Origin of the sequence: Hanamia caeni (genome assembly GCF_003721595.1) — a bacterium.
GTDB lineage: Bacteria > Bacteroidota > Bacteroidia > Chitinophagales > Chitinophagaceae > Ginsengibacter > Ginsengibacter caeni.
Genome location: NZ_RJJR01000005.1, coordinates 339,189 through 359,026 on the forward strand (window position 1 = coordinate 339,189; position 19,838 = coordinate 359,026).

General features: G+C 34.6%; 16 protein-coding genes. 15 read left to right on the top strand and 1 reads right to left on the bottom strand.

What is annotated here, in order from left to right; all coding sequences use genetic code 11:
* Nucleotide 1 precedes the first annotated feature (1 nt).
* The 4 genes from EFY79_RS08875 (at nucleotide 2) to prmC (ending at nucleotide 4,094) form a co-directional block, all read left to right on the top strand.
* On the top strand, nucleotides 2-931 hold the full coding sequence (locus tag EFY79_RS08875) for a hypothetical protein (RefSeq protein WP_148041888.1): 930 nt from the start codon (nucleotides 2-4) through the stop codon (nucleotides 929-931).
* A gap of 214 nt (nucleotides 932-1,145) precedes the next feature.
* Entirely contained in the window at nucleotides 1,146-2,717 is a 1,572-nt protein-coding gene (locus tag EFY79_RS08880; protein WP_123120339.1) for a class I adenylate-forming enzyme family protein, read from the top strand.
* Nucleotides 2,714-3,133 (top strand): YybH family protein, encoded by a 420-nt coding sequence (locus EFY79_RS08885; protein ID WP_123120340.1) that lies wholly within the window; start codon nucleotides 2,714-2,716, stop codon nucleotides 3,131-3,133. The genes EFY79_RS08880 and EFY79_RS08885 overlap by 4 nt, the downstream gene beginning before the upstream one ends.
* 58 nt (nucleotides 3,134-3,191) lie before the next feature.
* Complete coding sequence (gene prmC, locus EFY79_RS08890; protein ID WP_123120341.1) at nucleotides 3,192-4,094, top strand: peptide chain release factor N(5)-glutamine methyltransferase; 903 nt, start codon at nucleotides 3,192-3,194, stop codon at nucleotides 4,092-4,094.
* 21 nt (nucleotides 4,095-4,115) lie between these two features.
* Here the strand turns inward: prmC and EFY79_RS08895 are convergent, their stop codons facing one another.
* Nucleotides 4,116-5,297: an MBOAT family O-acyltransferase gene (locus EFY79_RS08895; RefSeq protein WP_158605186.1), complete on the bottom strand. Its 1,182-nt coding sequence runs from the start codon at nucleotides 5,295-5,297 to the stop codon at nucleotides 4,116-4,118.
* Between the two features lie 440 nt (nucleotides 5,298-5,737).
* On the opposite strand from EFY79_RS08895, the gene EFY79_RS08900 reads away from it, so the two are divergent.
* The 11 genes from EFY79_RS08900 to EFY79_RS08950 form a co-directional block, all read left to right on the top strand.
* Nucleotides 5,738-5,989: an acyl carrier protein gene (locus tag EFY79_RS08900; protein ID WP_123120343.1), complete on the top strand. Its 252-nt coding sequence runs from the start codon at nucleotides 5,738-5,740 to the stop codon at nucleotides 5,987-5,989.
* 9 nt (nucleotides 5,990-5,998) lie between these two features.
* Nucleotides 5,999-7,972 carry an asparagine synthase (glutamine-hydrolyzing) gene (gene asnB, locus EFY79_RS08905; RefSeq protein WP_123120344.1) on the top strand — a complete coding sequence of 658 codons (1,974 nt, stop codon included), beginning with the start codon at nucleotides 5,999-6,001 and terminating at the stop codon, nucleotides 7,970-7,972.
* Between the two features lie 117 nt (nucleotides 7,973-8,089).
* Complete coding sequence (gene asnB, locus EFY79_RS08910) at nucleotides 8,090-9,970, top strand: asparagine synthase (glutamine-hydrolyzing) (protein WP_123120345.1); 1,881 nt, start codon at nucleotides 8,090-8,092, stop codon at nucleotides 9,968-9,970.
* A 137-nt stretch (nucleotides 9,971-10,107) separates the two neighbouring features.
* Nucleotides 10,108-11,844, top strand: coding sequence for a nucleotide sugar dehydrogenase (locus tag EFY79_RS08915; protein WP_148041889.1), 1,737 nt, complete (start codon nucleotides 10,108-10,110; stop codon nucleotides 11,842-11,844).
* Nucleotides 11,841-12,890, top strand: coding sequence for a non-hydrolyzing UDP-N-acetylglucosamine 2-epimerase (wecB, locus tag EFY79_RS08920; protein ID WP_123120347.1), 1,050 nt, complete (start codon nucleotides 11,841-11,843; stop codon nucleotides 12,888-12,890). Before EFY79_RS08915 ends, wecB begins: the two co-directional genes overlap by 4 nt.
* Nucleotides 12,891-12,894: 4 nt before the next feature.
* Entirely contained in the window at nucleotides 12,895-14,211 is a 1,317-nt protein-coding gene (locus EFY79_RS08925) for an NAD(P)/FAD-dependent oxidoreductase (RefSeq protein ID WP_123120348.1), read from the top strand.
* On the top strand, nucleotides 14,204-15,169 hold the full coding sequence (locus tag EFY79_RS08930; protein WP_123120349.1) for a polysaccharide deacetylase family protein: 966 nt from the start codon (nucleotides 14,204-14,206) through the stop codon (nucleotides 15,167-15,169). The genes EFY79_RS08925 and EFY79_RS08930 overlap by 8 nt, the downstream gene beginning before the upstream one ends.
* A gap of 307 nt (nucleotides 15,170-15,476) precedes the next feature.
* Nucleotides 15,477-16,751, top strand: coding sequence for a sulfatase-like hydrolase/transferase (locus EFY79_RS08935; RefSeq protein WP_158605187.1), 1,275 nt, complete (start codon nucleotides 15,477-15,479; stop codon nucleotides 16,749-16,751).
* A 107-nt stretch (nucleotides 16,752-16,858) separates the two neighbouring features.
* Nucleotides 16,859-17,503: a class I SAM-dependent methyltransferase gene (locus EFY79_RS08940; RefSeq protein WP_123120351.1), complete on the top strand. Its 645-nt coding sequence runs from the start codon at nucleotides 16,859-16,861 to the stop codon at nucleotides 17,501-17,503.
* A gap of 4 nt (nucleotides 17,504-17,507) precedes the next feature.
* Nucleotides 17,508-18,533, top strand: coding sequence for a glycosyltransferase family 2 protein (locus tag EFY79_RS08945; protein ID WP_123120352.1), 1,026 nt, complete (start codon nucleotides 17,508-17,510; stop codon nucleotides 18,531-18,533).
* Nucleotides 18,534-18,844: 311 nt separating this feature from the next.
* On the top strand, nucleotides 18,845-19,838 hold a 994-nt coding region (locus tag EFY79_RS08950; RefSeq protein ID WP_233577958.1), incomplete at its 3' end, for an ArnT family glycosyltransferase.

Genomic DNA, 19,838 nt, shown 5'->3' on the forward strand with positions numbered 1-19,838 from the left:
CATGAACCATCAACTTTTACAAGTTAGGAAGTTTGTACTAAGATTTGTCTTTCTACTGTTTATACTAGTTATAGTAGATTTTATTATAGGAGCAACGTTGAAATATTATTATTTTAAGATTAAATCCGGAACGTTATCAGATATAACTTTTGCAATAGATAGCACGAAGGCGGAAACATTGGTATTTGGATCATCGCATGCTAATCACGATTATGTTCCAGATGTTTTCCGAAACAGGTTACATACCAGTTTTTATAATTGTGGAAGTGATGCCACCGGCCTTGTTTATGAAGCTGCCCTGCTTAACGCCATAACAGCTAGGTATAAGCCTAAAAGAATATTACTTGATATTTTACCTTATGAATTCTCTCTTGACGAATCAGATAGATTATCAAAACTGTTACCTTATAAGGACAATCCAAGAATTTATCCATATTTAGCTCAAATATCGCCATATGAACACATCAAATTGCTATCCCAATCATATCCGTTTAACTCTTTAGTTACTTCTGTTATTATACGTAATTTAAGAAATAATAAACAGGAGGCAAGCCCCGCCGGATATTCACCATTAACCGGAACAATAGATTACCCCGACACATCCGTATTACAAGAGAAAAGCAAAATTATTTACAAAAAAGTAGCTATTTTCGATAATCTTTTAAAGCGTCTTGATCAATTAGAAATACCGGTATATGTGATAATTTCCCCTCTTTACATTCGCAGTGCCCAAACTGAATCTGAAAAAATTACAAGTAAATTTTGTGAACGATATAAAAACATTCATTTTGTTTCGTTTATTAATGATCCAAAATATTTACAAAATGATGAATGGTTTAAAGACTTTGGCCATCTCAATAACGACGGCGCTACGAAATTTAGTCATGAATTGAGCAGCTACATTATTAACGAGGAGACAAATAATAAATAGTAACATTCAAATTTTTATCGAAAACGTAAACTCCTTTCAAGTTGATAAGATCGGTTTGCGTATTTTAATAGTAAATGAAATAACCGGAATAAGAATTGCGATTATTTGTTTGTTGACCGCTTCGTACCTTCCTCTTTTAAAAGCATTAATTTAAAACTTTCTAAAATAAAATATACATTTAATTTAATTTAATCCAAATTAAATTATCATTTCCGTGATATCAATACCCCAAAGGCTGCTGGGCGAAGCCTTGCTTCTTTCAGCAAAAAATAATCCATCAAAGACTGCCGTCATAGTAAAAGAGCAGGAATATTCATTTAGTCAATTGAAGGAAAATGTTGAAAACCTTGCTGGCTATTTAATCAATGCAGGAATAAAAAAAGGCGATCGTATTGCCATTTATATGGACAATTCCTGGCAAAGTATCGTTTCAATTTATGGCATTACGCTTTCAGGAGGTGTATTTTTAGTCATCAATCCACAGACAAAAGCTGATAAATTGAAATATATTTTAAATGACTGTGAAGCTAAAATTCTTATATCAACAAGTGCTTTAAAAAATGAACTAAGCCGTTCACTGGAAGGAACAAAATATCTACAGGAATTAATAATTACGGGCGAAATAAACCTGATAAAAGAATTTTCTCATTGTAAATTAACCAGTTTTGAAGACAGCATTCAAAGTGATTTTCAGGATGTCATCTTTCCGAATATTATTCCAAATGACCTCGCTGCCTTAATTTATACATCTGGAAGCACGGGCTTTCCAAAAGGGGTAATGATGACTCACCAAGCCATGGTATTTACTTCCTGGAGCCTGATTGAATATCTCAGATTATCAGAAGACGACCGTATTATGCTGATACTTCCGTTGGCATTCGATTATGGTTTGTATCAATTATTACTGTCAATCACTATCGGTGGAACTTTGATAGTTGAACAATCATTTATTTTCACCGCATCTATTTATAAAAATATCAGAAAATACAAACCAACTGTATTTCCTGGTGTCCCAACAATTTATGCGATGATGATAACAGCCAATAAAGAAAATGGATTGTCATTTGATTGTATTGAAAAGGTTACTAATACTGCTGCATTATTACCTGCAGAATTTATTCCGGATTTGAAAAAAATATTTCCAAATGCCCTTATTTTTAAAATGTATGGTTTGACAGAATGCAAGAGAGTTTGTTATCTCGAACCAGAATTAATAGATGAAAAACCGGGGTCTGTTGGCAAAGCAATTCCGGGAACGGAAGTTTCTTTGTTGTCTGCCGATGGAAAACCAGTCGCTGCCGGAGAGCCAGGAATTTTGCACGTTCGTGGTCCACATGTCATGTTAGGATATCTCAATAAGAAAGAATTAAGCGAGGAAATGCTAAAGGAAGGAAAATTGCCGGGTGAAAAAATATTATGTTCCAATGATTGGTTTAAAATGGATGAAGATGGTTTCCTATATTTCCAGGGAAGAAATGATGATATCATTAAAACAAGAGGTGAAAAAGTAAGTCCGGTAGAAATCGAAAATATTATCTATAAAATGACGGGAATCAAAGAAGTAGCTGTGTTAGGGATTCCGGATATGATCATGGGTGAATCTATCCTTGTTTATATAACCCTGCATGAAAAGGCAGAAATAACTGAAAAGGAAATTCAGAGAGAATGCATGATGCACCTGGAACCATTTATGATTCCACAAAAGGTCATATTTCTATCTGAAATGCCAAAAAGCACTAATGGTAAGATTGATAAAAAAGAGCTTAAAAAAATGAGCCTTCTATGAATTTGTCAAGAACTGAAATGTCAAATCGTTTTGAAGAATGGCTTAAAGCATGGAACGATTACAATTTGGATGGTGTAATGAAGTTTATTCATGATGAAATTATTTTTGATAACTGGAATGGGCGAATTATTTCAGGAAAAATAAACCTGGAAGAATCATGGGCCATATGGTTTGCTCATCACGGCAATTTTAAATTCACTAAGGACGATATTTCTATCGATGAGGAGGAGCAAAAAATGACTTTCAGCTGGGAGTTAAAGTGGCCATCTTTTGAAAAAAAATTTGCAGGCAAGCCAGAAAAAAGAAGAGGTGTTGACATTCTATATTTAAAGGAAGGGAAAATCTATAAAAAAAATACGTATTCTAAAACCGTTATTGACATTGACGGCAAAAAGGTTTTACTTAATGCGGTTTAATCAGTAAACGAACTTTTACTGGTAAAAATTATTTTCATTATTGAGAAGCAGGAAGAAGATGGATACTGAAATACTTTTTAGCAAGATAAAACAAGAACTAGATACAAAACTGCATTTTCTCGAAGATAAACCCGAGGAAACCAGTGATTCAACTTTGAGAGCCTGCTGGCATACAGCTTCAGGATCACCAAGATCTGCTGAAGAAGCCAATAAAATTCCACTGGCGGAATTAACGAAAAAACAAATCGATATTTTATATAATTTGGTAGAAAAAAGGTTGAACAATATTCCTCTTGCATACATAACGGGGCGCCAAAGTTTTATGGGGATAGAAATGTTGGCTGACAAAAGAGCGCTCATTCCTCGCAAGGAAACAGAAATTTTGGGAAGAAAAGCACTTGATGTCTCTATCGGTTTAGCAAAAGAAAAAAAATGGGTTCGCGTGATGGATATTTGTGCAGGATCGGGAAACCTGGGATTGGCTATTGCTTATCACAATCCAAAAACCGTAGTTTTCGCTACCGATCTTTCACACGAGGCAGTTGAACATTCGAAAGATAATATTTCATTTTTAAATCTTCATGGCCGGGTACAAGTGGAACAGGGAGATTTATTCGCGGCTTTTGAAAAGGAACAGCATTATAGAAAAGCAGATATTATTGTTTGCAATCCACCCTACATATCCACAGGAAAAGTAGCAAAAATGAATTGGGAGATTTCCGGTCATGAGCCGGTTATGGCTTTTGATGGTGGAATGTTTGGAACTAAAATAATTCAAAAACTCTTGGCAGAAGCTCCCAAATTTCTGTCACCAAATGGATGGCTACTATTTGAGGTAGGATTAGGCCAGGGTCCATTTATTATGGATATATGTGAAAGAACAGGAAATTATCGCCAGATTCAGTCAATAAATGATGCAAATAATAATATACGGGTGATTATGGCCCAGGAAAAATCTTAAATCATTTTTTGAAAAAAAATCTTAGAATCTCATGTAATAAAATACGTTCACTACTCCGGAATACATGAGGAAAATAAGGGCAATACAAATAATATAACCTGCCCATCGAGTGAAGATGGGCAGGTTCAAAAATTTTGATTGTAAATTTTTTCCTTTTTCATTGAAGATTTGAATAATCAAAATAACGATAAAGAAAAAGATGGCTAATGAAAATTTCGGTTTATTCTCAATGAAACTAAATTCTGACCTATCAAAATGAATTCCCTGAAACAAATGAGTAATCAGGTAAAAAGCATCAGAAACAGAGTTGGAAAAGAAAAAAACCATGGAAAAAGCCATAAAGAAAAATACGATAATCCTGCTTAATGTGTTTGATGTGCTTTTAGAAAACCGGGAAGCAATTTTTAACCTGTAACGTTTTGTGCGAAATTCATAAACAATGGCTACACCCTGCAATAGGCCCAGTATTACAAAAGTGAAATTTGCTCCATGCCATATTCCAACAATGAAGAAAGTCAGAAAAATCGCAAAAATTACAGCTTTATTTCCAAACCTTCTATATTTAACAATGAAAGGGTTGTATATAAAATCATTGCACCAGGAAGAAAGAGAAATATGCCATCTACGCCAAAATTCTGATACATTTCTGGCCAGGAAAGGGCGGTTAAAATTATCCATAAGATTAAGCCCGAAGCACTTTGCTATACCTAAGGCCATATCTGTATAACCTGAAAAATCGCAATAGATATAAATGGATTGCACAATTAAAACAATGAGAAGGCTTGTTCCATTGAAGCTGTGAATATCTCTGTAAACATTGGAAACAGCACTATATAAATTATCAGCAATTGCCACTTTTTTAAATAATCCCCATAAAAATAATCTTGAACCAAGCTCAATGTTAGATCTGTGAAAACCGATAGGTTTTTTTAATTGTGGTAAAAAAAGATTTGACCGTTCCACTGGCCCCGATAAAAACTTTGGAAAAAACAAAAGATAAGTGGCAAATGACGAAAAGCTACGTTCAGCTTTTTCACTGCCCCGGTCAATCCGGATAAGATAACCAAGCGACTGAAATGTGTAATAAGAAATCCCCATTGGAATCATGATGGAGTTGTAAGGGGCATTAGAATAAATTCCGTCAGAAAACAATGAAGAATTAAATCCTTCTAAAAACGGATTTACGTATTTAAAAAAGGCCAAAATACAAATATTCAATATAATACAAACCCAAAATAACCGCTCTTTTATTCTTTTGCTTTTATGATTTTTTCCCAGTAGAATACCAAGGTAAAAATTTAAAAGAGTAAATAATAAAGCGAAAATCGCCACGCTTAATGACAAAACTGAAATAAAAATTATACTTGAAATAAATAAAACGGAAATCTTCAGCCCACTTGAAACACTATAATAAATTAATAATATAGTTATTAAAATAACCAGGCACCAAAAAAAAGTCATAATGGATTTTTTAGAAATGTTTCCACTTTAGGGATTACTTATCACGCAAAGGAATATATTTTTATCACAAATAGATCAGTCTGAACAAAGATTTTAAAAATAGCAGAAAATAAATTGACACTTAGATATCATAAATTCTTTATTTAGCAGTTCAGTCCAAATAAATTAAAATTTAGAGAATAATGGAAACAATAGCCGATATCAAAAACAAAATCCGCGAATATGTTATCGAAACAACCTATGCTTCGCCAGACCAGGTAAAAGATGATTCACTCATTTTTACGGAAGGTATTTTTGATTCAATGGGATTTGTAATGCTTATCAATTTTATTGAAGAAACGTTTCACTTCAAAGCACAAGATTCAGAACTTCTTGAAGATAATTTTGAATCGATTGATGCAATAGCAAGATTTGTAGAAAGTAAATTAAATTAATTCCTGTCAATGTGTGGAATAGCGGGCATATATAATTATCGTTCACCAAAGCAACCTTCGATGGAATTGAACATTACCAAAATGCTTTCAGTTATCCGGCATCGCGGTCCTGATGAAACCGGAATGTACGTCGGACAAAATGTAGGTTTGGGAAGTGCCAGGTTGAGTATTGTCGATGTTGAAGGCGGGCAGCAACCTTTGAGTGATGAATCCGGAAATTATTGGATCGTTTATAATGGCGAAGTATTTAATTACAAAGAGTTAAGGAAGGGCCTGGAAGAAAAAGGAATTAGCTTCAAAACACATTCTGACACAGAAGTGGTAGTGCAGATGTATGCAACTTATGGCTCTGATTGCCTCAATAAATTCAATGGCCAGTTTGCATTTTGCATCTGGAATAAAAAAGAAAAAGAATTCTTTCTTGCGCGCGACAGAGTAGGAATTCGTCCATTGTATTATTGGCACAAAGATGAAGCGTTTGCATTTTGTTCAGAGATCAAAGGATTATTTACCCTCGATAATATTGAAAGATCAATCTCTGCTGAAAGCCTTGCGCAGATCTTTACTTTTTGGACTACCACTTCACCAAGTACACCTTTTGAAAAAATTTATGAATTACCTCCAGGACATCAAATGACCGTAAAGGGTTCGGATATTCAAATTAAAAAATACTGGAGCCTTGATTTTCCGAAAAGAGGAGCATTCTATTCAGGAAGTTTAAATGATGCGGCAGAGGAACTGGGGTATTTATTGAAAGATGCAGTAAAGATAAGGTTGAAAGCGGATGTTCCAGTGGCAGCATATCTAAGCGGTGGGTTGGATTCTACCTTTACCACTTCTTTAATTAAGGAAATTAACCCAGGAATTTTAAATACCTTTTCAATCGGATTTAAAGACAAAGTATTTGACGAGACGATTTATCAACGGGAAGCATCAAAATATTTAAATACCAATCATACCGCTTTTGAATGTACTTCTGAAGAAATAGCCGAACAATTTGAAAATACAGTTTGGCACACAGAATTTCCTATTCTGAGAACCGCTCCTACCCCGATGATGATGTTATCAAAAAAAGTTCGGGAAAGGAATATTAAAGTAGTAATAACAGGTGAAGGAGCTGACGAATTTTTGGGAGGTTACAATATTTTTAAGGAAGCAAAAATAAGGCGATTTTGGGCTAAAGAACCAAACTCTACAATAAGGCCAAAATTATTATCCCGGCTGTATCCGTATTTACCAATGATGAAAGATGCCAATACGATTGCTTCTAAAATGTTTTTTGGTTATAAACTTACAGAAACTGATAATCCGTTCTATTCACATTTGTTAAGGTGGAACAATACTTCCCGCATAAAAAGCTTCTTTTCAGATCATGTCAATCAAAAATTAGAAAGGTATGTGCCGATTGATGGCATAGACAAAGAACTTCCTGAAAACTTTGAAGAATGGAGCAATCTCTCCAAATCACAATATATCGAAGCCACCATTTTTATGTCCGGATATCTTTTATCCTCCCAGGGAGATAGAATGGCTATGGCTAATTCGGTAGAAGGAAGATATCCCTTTCTCGATTATCGGGTAATTGAGTTTTGTAATAAACTTCCCGATCAATTCAAACTAAACTGTTTGAATGAGAAATTTTTACTGAAAAAAATAAGCAGCGGCAAAATTCCTTCTTCAATTACTAAAAGATCAAAACAACCTTATCGCGCTCCCATCGCATCTTCGTTTTTCAATTCCAATCCACCATCTTACATTTGCGATATTCTGTCTTCAAAATGCCTGGATGCTTATGGTTTGTTTCAATCGCTAAAAGTAAATACGCTGATCAATAAAATACGTTTGCAGAAAAACATTTCAGAAGTTGACCAAATGGCTATTGCTGGCATCCTTTCAACGCAATTGGTTTATAGGATGTTTATAGAGAATCCAATCCTTCCAAAAATCGAAACTAACCAGAAAATAAAAATCATTAAAGAATGATAATCAAGGTATTTGCAAAATCTTTCTTTTTAAATCAAAAAATAAAAAGCCACTAATTGCGTTGATTTTTTGGGCAGCTTTAATTTTCAATAAAAAAGAAAGTCAGAAACAAAAAATATGTGTGGTATTGTAGGACTAATTAATAAATCCGGCCTTCCGGGAGATTATAACATTTTAAAAAACATGGCGGACACCATTCATCATCGTGGGCCAGATGAAGATGGTGTGATGATTGATGGGCCGGTAAGTTTTTTTCATAAAAGATTGTCGATAATTGATATTGCCTGCGGTCAGCAACCTATGTCCTTCAAAGGCTGTACCATTGTATATAATGGAGAAATTTATAACTACATTGAACTTAAAGAAGATTTAAAAAAGAAAGGACATGTATTTGAAACTTCTTCAGATACCGAAGTTATCCTACATATGTATGTCGAATACGGAAATAATTCTGTCAATTTTCTCAATGGCATGTTTGCTTTTATAATTTATGATAGAAATGAAAATCAGATTTTTATTGCAAGAGACCATTTTGGAATCAAGCCTTTGTATTGGTATCAGAATGAAAATATAATCGCTTTTGCAAGCGAAATCAAAGCGTTACTGGCCCATCCATCAATTGATGCAGAAAGTGAGCCTGATAATTTATATGAATACCTCACCTTCCAGTTTATTATCGGATCCGGTACCATGTTTAAAAACATTTATAAAATTCTTCCCGGCAGTTACATGTCTATTGACTTGAAAAACTGGGATATCAAGGAAGAAAAGTATTGGGAACCCAACTTCAATATAGATCAATACCATACGGAAGAATATTTTATTGTAGAACTTGATAAAATATTAAAAAAGACCATTTACCAACAATTAAGAAGCGATGTTCCAATCGGCACATATTTAAGCGGCGGAATTGACTCTTCCTTTGTTACTGTAATGGCTTCAAAATTTTTAGACACTCAAATTAAATCTTTTAGCGGCGCTTTCAAAGAAGGGCCTGAATTTAACGAACTTCAATATGCGCATTTAGCAGCTAAAAAAGCGAATGCAGAGCTATTTGAAGTTTTCCCAACCGAACAGGAATTTATTGATTTGCTTCCAAAACTAATTTATCACCTGGACGAACCAGTTGCCGGCCCTGGACTTTTTCCTCAATATATCGTGTCAAGACTGGCATCCAAACATGTAAAGGTAATTTTAGGCGGACAGGGTGGTGATGAAATTTTTGGCGGCTATACAAGATATTTAGTTGCTTATCTTGAACAGGCCTTAAAAGGTTCCATTTATGAAACCAACGAAGAGGATGAGCATATAGTTTCTTTGGAATCTATGCTTCCCAATCTTCCGTCGCTGAAGCAATATGTGCCCATGATGAAAAGTTTTTTAAAAGAGGGCGCATTTGATGATATGGATAGAAGATATTTTCATCTGGTTGACAGGATGGGCTCAATTGCTCAGTTTTTTGAGCCGGATTTCTTAAATGATTGCAGGCACGAAGCAATTTTCAGAAAATTTTCAGACAATTTTAATAACCCGGATACCAAGAGCTATTTTAATAAAATGACTCACTTTGATATGTTAGGAAGTCTTCCCGGATTATTGCAGGTAGAAGATAGAGTGAGCATGTCTGTTTCGATTGAATCAAGAGTGCCTTTGCTTGACAGGAGGATAGTAGACCTGATTTCCAGAATGCCGGCAGGCATGAAATTTAAGGGTGGAGAAATGAAATATCTTTTGAAAAAAACAATAAAAGATATTATGCCGCCAGAGATTATGAACAGAAAAGATAAAATGGGCTTTCCTGTCCCACTACATATTTGGTCGAAGAATAAGGCAAAAGATTTTATCATGGATACTTTGCTTTCAAAAAAAGCCAAAGAAAGAAACATGATTAATACTGATTACATAGAAAAACTAATATTAGAAGAACAACCCTTTAGCCGTGGATTGTGGGGATTGTTGTCATTGGAATTGTGGCACAATCAATTTATTGACAAATAGGATAAATTTATAATAACGAAAAAATAAAATCTGCCATTATTTATTTGTTTACTGTAAACTGAATTTCATTTCAGATAGTATACTTGGATTCTAAAAAATTTTCTAACGAAAGTCAAATCAATTTAAATTTTAAAATCGTGAACGAAAAATTACCACTCAGTGTAGATAACTGGAAAATCTCAAAAATCGGCGTTATTGGGCCTGGTATTGTAGGAATGCCCATGGCTGCTTTGCTCGCTAAAGCCAAAATTAAAATCGGGACTAACGTACCGGCAAAAGTTATCATAGTCCAGAGAAATTCAGTGAATTCCGGTTGGAAGGTAGACGCAATTAACAGTGGCAAATCTGTTATTGGCGGTATTGAGCCGGAACTCGAAAACATAACCCGCGACGCAGTTGAAGCAGGCAACTTATCGGCCAGCTCAGACTTTTCGGTGCTTTCAGACGCTGATGTAATATTGGTTTCTATTCAAACGGATAAAAATGAAGAAGGGTTTGAGCCGGATTATGGCCCTATGTTTGGCGGACTGGAAAAGTTAGCGGAGGCTTTGCAAAAAAAACCGGCTGATAAAATCCCACTGGTAATTTTTGAGTCAACCCTTGCTCCAACTACAATGGACACTTTGTTCCGCGAACATTTTAAAAAATATGGTTTGGAAGAAGGAAAAGATATTTTGTTAGGAAACAGCCCGAATCGTGTGATGCCCGGGCGTTTGGTAGAAAGAATTCGTGATGCTGATAAATTGGCTGGTGGCCTGCATCCGGAAACTCCAAAACTGATCGCAAAATTGTATAATCATATTGTTATCAATGCTGAAGTTTATCAAACAAATAGCCTTACTGCAGAAATTGTAAAAACACTTGAAAATGCCTATCGTGATGTTAGAATCGCATTCTCAACAGAAATCGTAAGATACTGTGATGAAAACAATATTGATTTTTATAAAGTAAGGGACAAAGTAAACGCAATGCTTTCTCAATCTGATAAAGCTTCTTCTGATCCAAACGCAGTTCCCAGCGGCGGTTTATTGATTCCCATGTTGGGCGTTGGCGGACATTGTTTGCCAAAAGATGGAATTCTTCTTTGGTGGAGAAATAATCAAAAAGGAAATGACAGTTCTAAAAGCCTGATTCTTGAATCAAGGTTAATAAATGATGCTTCGCCGGTTCATACTTTCAAACAGGCTGAAAAAGCATTTGGAAATTTGCGCAATAAAAAAATTGCGCTTCTCGGCGTGGCGTATCGCTTCAACTCTGAAGACACGCGCAATTCTCCTACGCTCGTTTTGGCAAATTATTTAAGGGAAAATAATGTTGATTACGTCATGCACGATCCTTATGTAAAAAATGATGATCAAAATCTTCTGAGATTTAAGCAGCAGGATCATTTAACGCATGATTTAAAGCAGGCTTTGGAATTTGCGGATTATGTATTTATCTGTTCAGCACACAAGGAATATATTGATCATTTTGACCTGATTAATTCGCAGGAAAATATCAAGGGAATTATGGATGCTGCTAATATTTTCAACAGAAAACAATTTGAAAATAACCCTGGAAAGTATGCTGGCATTGGAAAAGGAACAGAAGAGCCTTCAGAAGAATTTGAGCAATTTGTATATGAAAGTTTCCGCGCGATGGAAAAAGGTGTAGGCCACGAACTCCAGGGGTTAATTAATTTTTATAATGAAAATTATGCTTTTGACGAATACAACAAAGTGAAGTTTGAAGATGTTCAGCGATTAGCAAAAACCTGCTCTACCGGTTGCGAAATTGCAGACGCAGAAGCAATCGAATCTGTTCCCGTTTACAATAATTTTTCAAGCATTCTTACAAAAAAAGGATTTGCAAATGCTAAAATGCAATTGGTTTGAAAATCTTTTCAATAGTTGGCGCAAGGCCTCAGTTTATTAAACTGGCGCCGTTGTCATCAGCGTTGGCTGGTTTTCACGAAGAAATAATTGTGCATACCGGCCAGCACTATGATTATGCGATGTCCGAAAAGATATTCATTGATTTGGAAATCAGGGAGCCCGATATTCATTTAGAAATTAATGGTACTGGACCAACGGCGCAAATCACCCAAATGATGCTGATGCTGGAATCGGCGATGCTTAAATTTAAACCAAACCTTGTAATTGTTTTTGGAGATACTAACTCCACTTTTGCCGGTGCTACGATTGCCGCCAAATTGAATATTCCGATTGTTCACATCGAAGCCGGCTTGCGAAGTTATAACCGCAGCATGCCCGAAGAAATAAACAGGATTGTTACGGATCATGTTTCTCAATATCTGTTCGCACCTACACAGACCGCAGTAGATATTTTATGCAAAGAAGGATTAGGCGAAAAAACTTCGTTTACTGGTGATATCATGGTAGATACCATGAAAAATAACCTGAAAATTGCCCTTAAAAAATCATCCATTATTGATGAGCTCAAGCTCGAAGATAAAAAATTTAACCTGCTTACTTTACATAGAAATTATAATGTAGATGATCCGAAAGTGCTGGAACATTTATTAAATGAAATGGGAAAATTAGATGAAAAAGTTATTTTTCCCGTTCATCCAAGAACCCGGAAAATGTTAGCACAAACTTATTCAGTGCCTGAAAATATTTTACTTACTAATCCAAAAGGCTATGTGGATTTTATCGTGTTGGAAAATTCAGCCAGTAAAATTATTACTGATTCAGGCGGCATTCAAAAAGAAGCTTACATTTTAAAAAAGCCATGTATCACACTTCGCACAGAAACCGAATGGGTAGAAACAGTTGAACAAAAATGGAATCTTCTTGTCAATCCTTCAGAAAGGGATATTGCTTCGAAGATTGATTCTTTCCGTGAACCTAAATCACAAAAGGACGTTTTCGGCAAAAACGTGACAGAAAAGATGATTCAGATAATAAATGATATTTAAACGCATGAGTGAGAAAAAGACATGGGGAATTATTGGCGCCGGGATGATGGGAATGACACTGGCTTTAAGGCTTGCACAGCAGGGAGATAAGGTTACGATTTTTGAGGCATCAGATAAAGCAGGCGGCCTTACCAGTTCATGGGCAATGGATGGCGTTGTATGGGATAAATATTACCACGTAATCCTGATGTCTGATTTGAATACGAGAAGAATATTAAAGGAGATTGGGCTGGAAAATGAATGCAACTGGGTAGAAACAAAAACCGGATTTTACTCTGATGGGAAATTGTATTCCATGTCGAACCTTGTGGAGTTCTTTAAATTTCCGCCAATCAATCTTATTGATAAATTTAGATTAGGACTTACCATTTTTGCTGCCTCTAAAATAAAAAACTGGCATAAACTTGAAAACATTCTTGTTGCAGACTGGCTTACCAAATGGTCAGGAAAAAGAGTGTTTGAGAAAATCTGGTTGCCATTGTTGAAAGCGAAGCTGGGAGAGAATTATAAAAATACGTCTGCAGCATTTATTTGGGCTACAATCCAAAGAATGTATGCCGCACGAAAAAGCGGTTTAAAAAAGGAAATGTTTGGCTATGTGAGCGGCGGCTATGAAAGAATCAACAATGAATTTGCGAAACATCTTAAAAATATAGGCGTTGAATTTAAGTATGATTCAAAAATAGAAACAGTAAACAAAGAAATAAGCGGAAATTTTATTTTGGCAATTTCGGATGGCAACACCTATCAATTTGATAATGTTATCTCCACGCTCTCTTCAAAAGAATCTGTCAGGATTGCTCCGCAACTTTCAGACAGCGAAAAGCGGCAGCACGAATCAATAAAGTATTTGGGAGTAATATGTCCATCCGTATTGCTTACGAAAGAAATTTCGCCTTATTATGTTACCAACATTACTGATTCATGGCCACCATTTACCGGCGTTATAGAAATGACAGCCTTGATAGATAAGAAAGAAACGAAAGGAAATCACCTGGTTTATCTTCCAAAATATGTAAATCCCGATGATGAGCTGTTTGCAAAAAATGATAACGAATTGAAAGAAATTTTTTTGGGCTCGTTGTATAAAATGTATCCCAATATTTCAGAAAAAGATTTACATTTCTGGGGTGTGTCGAAAGCAAGAATTGTTTTCGCTTTACCCACGCTTAATTATTCGAAAAATGTTCCGGGGATAGTAACATCCATTTCAAATTATTATATTATTAATTCGGCTCAGATTATAAATGGAACACTAAATGTAAATGAAACAATACAGGTAGCTGAAACTAAACTGAAGGAAATTTTAAGCAATGAGTAAGAAAAAGCCATTGGCGAGTATTTCGCTGGATTTGGATAATCAATGGTCGTACATGAAAATTCATGGAGACGAAGGCTGGGATAAATATCCTTCCTATTTTGATATTTTCGTTCCGCATGTATTGAATGTGCTGGATGAACTGAATCTGAAGATCACTTTTTTTATTGTGGGAAAAGATACTGAGAGCGAAGACAACAGAAAGTATTTGCGGATGATTACCGAGCGGGGTCACGATATCGGTAATCATTCGTATCATCACGAATCATGGCTGCAAACCTATAGTTATGAGAAAATAGAGAAAGAAATACGCGAAGCTGAAGAGGCTATTTTTAATGTAACCGGCCATAGACCCACGGGCTTTAGGGGGCCGGGATTTAGCTGGAGTAAAGACTTATTGAAAGTATTACAAAGCAGAGGTTATAAATTTGATGCTTCTACATTGCCCACTTATTTAGGACCGCTTGCAAGAATGTATTATTTTAAAAAATCAGATCTTTCAAAAGAAGAAAAAAAAGCACGCAAAGAACTTTTTGGAAAATTCAGCGAAGGATTCAGAAAATTAAAGCCATATAAATGGGATTTGGGTGACGGGAAATCAATCATAGAAATTCCGGTAACCACGATGCCGGTGTTTAAATTGCCCTTTCATTTAAGCTATTTAATTTATCTCGGAAACATTTCAATACCTTTAATGAATCTTTACCTGAACACTGCCATTACAATGTGTAAAATAACCAAAACGCCAATTAGCTTTTTGCTTCACCCTCTGGATTTAATTGGTGGCGACCAAATCTCGCAACTTGCTTTTTTCCCTGGAATGAATGTGAGCAGTGATAAAAAAGTAAAAGTGTTCAAAAAAGTGATTGGATTATTGCAAAAACATTATGACGTAGTGAACATGGATGAACACCTAAGTGATATGGAGGTAAATCATATATTCAAATTTAAAAGAGCTTAACCGTTGAAATTGCTTAAAAATTAAAATGACCCCAGACAATATTAAACTCGTTTTAAATAAAGGATATGTAGCCAATATTCTATTGTTAGTTTTAATTTTATTTTATGCTTTTCTTTTATTCCCGGAAGAATATGTCACTTATAAAATTATAATATGGCTTACAACTTTTACGGTCGCTTTATGTCTGTTCAAAATAAACAGGATTTTTTTTCGCCTATTCATGATCTCTCTTGGCCTGCTTGCTGCTATTTATTACCCGGTAAATAATCTTTTTGGCCCGGTTTCATCCTCTAATGTAGAGGCGTTAATGTCTACTAATTATGCAGAGGTAACTTCTTATTTGTCTGTTATTCCTTTTAATCTATACGTAAAGTCGGTCTTGCTGTTTTTATTTCCTTTATTTCTTTGTTTTCTAAACTTTCGCTTTCTAAAATTAAAAACTTCATGGATTTTAATCTTTATCGTTGCCGGTTTATATTTTTCAAACCGTTATTTTAAGGATAGGATTTATAATAAAGCTTTTGACGGGGCATTTAATACAATTCCCACTAAGTTGTTAGGGAATATCACCAAGTTTTATTTGTTTACATTAAAAGGAATGAAATATCAGGCGCAATTAATGAACAAAAAAAATGATTGGCAGATTGAAAGCGCAAATGTTGATAAACAGCTCTATTTTTTCATTATAGGAGAAAGTGTTCGGAAAGATGTTTTTTCTAATAGGGCACTATTCAAGTATGACCCATTGGATTCTGTTTATCGTATTGATTTTGAGAATGTCATTTCTCGTGGTTTTGTTACTATCCCATCGTTGCGGAGTGCTTTCGTTCTTACAAAAAGAGATGAGCCTGATGAATCTTATTTCCCGGACAATATTGTAAACTTAGCTAAAAAAAGTGGTGTCCATACCGAGTGGTTTTCGAACCAAGGGTTTGTAGGTGATGATGATAATTATATAAGTGCGATTGCTAAATGCACCGATTATTCAGAGTTTCTAAATAAGAAACAGTATTTTGATTATCGGGAAAGCGATGATGAGTTATTAAAAATTTTGCAACGAAGATTATCCCAAACAAGAAGTAAACACAATATTTATTTTATTCACACAATCGGATCTCATCCTTCCGCCTGCAAGGTAACAGATGGGCAGTATGATAAATTTTTAATATCAGACGAAGTATCGTGTTATGTAAAATCCATTGAAAACACCAAGAATCTGATTTATAAAGTATATAAAATCGCAAAAAACAGTGGAAAAACTTTTAAGATTGTATATTTTTCAGATCATGGTTTAACCTTCGATTACGAAAATAAGATTTTTACACACAGGCAAGAAAGTAAGGAAGAATATACAGTTCCTTTTTTAATCCTGGCAGATGATATTTCACAAAATGCGGTTATTAAGGCACATAGAAGCCTTGGGGATTTTCTGAATTTTTTCCAGGAATTTACAGGTATAAAGGCTAAAGGTGAAAATTATAGCTATCGTTTTATCTCAGAGGATTATGATAAAAATTGGAACCAACTTTTAGATGGCTTAGATTTTAATCAGCTTAAGAATAATCCCATACCATTTGAATGAAATAATTTTTTAAGTATTGCGAATATATTTTAACGAGATTTAGAAATAAAAACAATATGTAGATTAGTTTGAAGTTAAATTTTTTACTTGGGAATAACGCTTATAATATGAAATTGCTGCTTCCTGACAAAAGCTTATTAAAAAAGACTGGCGAAGTTGATTATCATGAATGGAATTATAAATTCCCGGTAAAATATGTTCAGCTATATCGGTTTAAGAAAATAATTGAACTTTTGGATAAAAAGAAATATAACACGTTATTAGAGGCAGGGATCGGTAGCGGAATATTTTTACCTGAATTGTCTAAGCATTGTGAGCATCTGTATGGTTGTGATGTCCACAATAATATGGATAATATTTATGCTTTATGCCAGGCATATGGAGTAAAGAGTTGTAATTTAAGTTCTCAAAGTATTGACAATACAAATTTTCCGGATGAAAAATTTGACTTAATAGTTGCAGTAAGTGTTTTAGAATTCGTGCCAGATATCCAAAAAGCAATAAATGAAATAAAACGGATATTAAAAAAAGACGGGTTCTTTATTACTATATGCCCAATGGAAAGTAGAATACTTGATTTCATACTTAAGTTTTATACCAGAAAACCTCCAAAAGAGGAATCTGGGAATTCAAGACAAAAGGTTTCCAATCTTCTTGAGCAAAATTTTGTCATAGAAAAAAAGGGATATATGTTACCAATAATAGGTAAATTTTTTCCTGTTTACACCCACTATAAACTCAAAAAAAATTAGAATAATGGCGGAGGAGGTTAAACCATTCATAAGTGTAATTTTGCCATGTTATAATGAAGAAGCTATTCTAGGCACTAATTTAAAAAGAATAATTAAATACCTGGAGAATAAAATTGGAAAATATAAATGGGAAATTCTTTTAATAAACGACGGAAGTAAAGATAAAACAGGAGATATTGCAAATGAATTTGAAAAAAACAATTCTAATATCCGGGTTATTCATCATCCAACTAATCTAAATCTCGGGAATGCTTTAAAAACGGGCTTTAAGAATTCTAAAGGAGATATAATCGTGGTTTTGGATATTGATTTAAGTTACTCCATTGATCATATTGAGACAATGGTTGATAAATTAATAGAAACGTCCTCTGATATTGTAATTGCTTCTCCTTATATGAAGGGAGGAAAGGTAACTGCTGTTCCATTTACAAGAAGAATAATGAGCCGGTGGGTAAATAGATTCATGCGCATTGCCGCCCAGGATAAGTACCATACTTATACCGGGATGGTACGGGCGTATAAAAAAGAATTTATTCAAACTGTCAATTTAAAAACGAAAGATTACGAAGTAAACCCGGAAATACTTTATAAAGCCATGATATTAAGAGCCAGAATTGTTGAAATTCCGGCACATCTGGACTGGACCGAACAAAATAAATTTGCGGATAAAAGAAAATCGAGTATAAAATTGCTAAGAGGCTTCTTCTCAGGCATTATGTCAAGCTTTATTTTCAGGCCTTATATATTTTTTCTCGCAGTTGGCACAGTCTTAATGTTGCTTTCACTATATGAACTTATTTGGTTACTGTTTGATACATTATCGTACGTTTCTACTTCAACGGGACTTATTCCTACTTTTTCAGAAAGTCTCGCAAGACAATTCAGAAAAAACCCACAATCGTTTATTGTTGGCGGAATAACTTTTTTAGCAGCCATCCAATTTTTGAGCTTAGGTTTTTTATCGCTTCAAAGTAAAAGGTATTTTGAAGAATTATTTCATTTAGGAACTTCTTTTAAAAAGAAAAATTAAATATTTTTCTCCATTTTAAAATTCCTTTACTCATTCGAAATCTGATGAAAATCATAGAAAAAATCAAAAAACAGAAAAATCCGTTTCTTCAGTTTGCACCATTCCTTTTTCTTTACATTATTTATATTGTAATCTACTCAACTCCGGAAAGTTTTGGGGACGAACCGAGATACTTAGCATATGCGCACAATTTAATCAACGGTTATTATTCGCCACCCTACCCATATATTGACTTGGGAAATGGCCCCGGTTATCCCCTGATTTTGACTCCTTTCGTTGCGTTAAACCTCACTATTATCTATGTAAAACTATTGAATGGCGTATTTTATTACCTTTCTGTTGTTTATTTATACAAAGCATCGAGACAAATTGTCCCAATAAGGTTTGCATTTATATTTTCTATAATCTGGGCACTATATCCATATACTTTTGAGCAAATACAACATGCATTACCGGAAGTTTTTGCTTCCACATTGATTCCTCCATTTATCTTGAGCGTTTTAACAGCATTTAAAGCTGATAATGTCAAAAAAGCAAGAACTTATTTAATTTCCGCAGGTATCCTATTCGGGTATCTTGCTTTAACTAAACCGATCTTCGGATATGTTCTAAGCTTCATGCTTATCGTATCCCTGATTATATGGTTTATAAGTAAAAACAAATTAAATTTCAAAAAAACCTCAATTATTTTAATAATCAGCTTTTTAACAACAGCGCCATATCTGATTTACACATATAATTTAACCGGAAAGATGTTTTACTGGAGTTCATTTGGCGGAAATAATTTATATTGGATGACTACTCCATACGAAGATGAGTACGGAAGTTATTACAGTTTCCCTTTTGCGTCGAGTCCGGACCGAATACCAGGTAGTGAAAAAATAATTGAACTACACCACAAAAAAGATTTTGAAAAATTACTAAAAAACCCTGAAGTAAAAAAAGCCAATATAATAAATGGGGAAATGCAGGGAAATCTTTCTAATGGAACGGTTCAAGATGAACTTCTAAAAAAAATTGCACTTGAAAATATAAAATCGCATCCCTTAAAATTTCTCGAAAATTGTTTCAGCAACGCAGGGAGAATGTTATTTAACTATCCCGCTTCTTTTGTTCTTCAAAAGCCAAGTACACTCCTCCGATTTCCGGTGAACGGAACTTTACTCGTCTTTGTCGTATTTTGCCTTATACCAACTTTAATCAACTGGAAAAATTTGCTTTTTTCACTTCGTTTTCTACTAATTTTCACTTTCGTTTATTTAGGAGGAAGCCTGCTCGGGAGTGCAGGACCACGAATGTTTACTG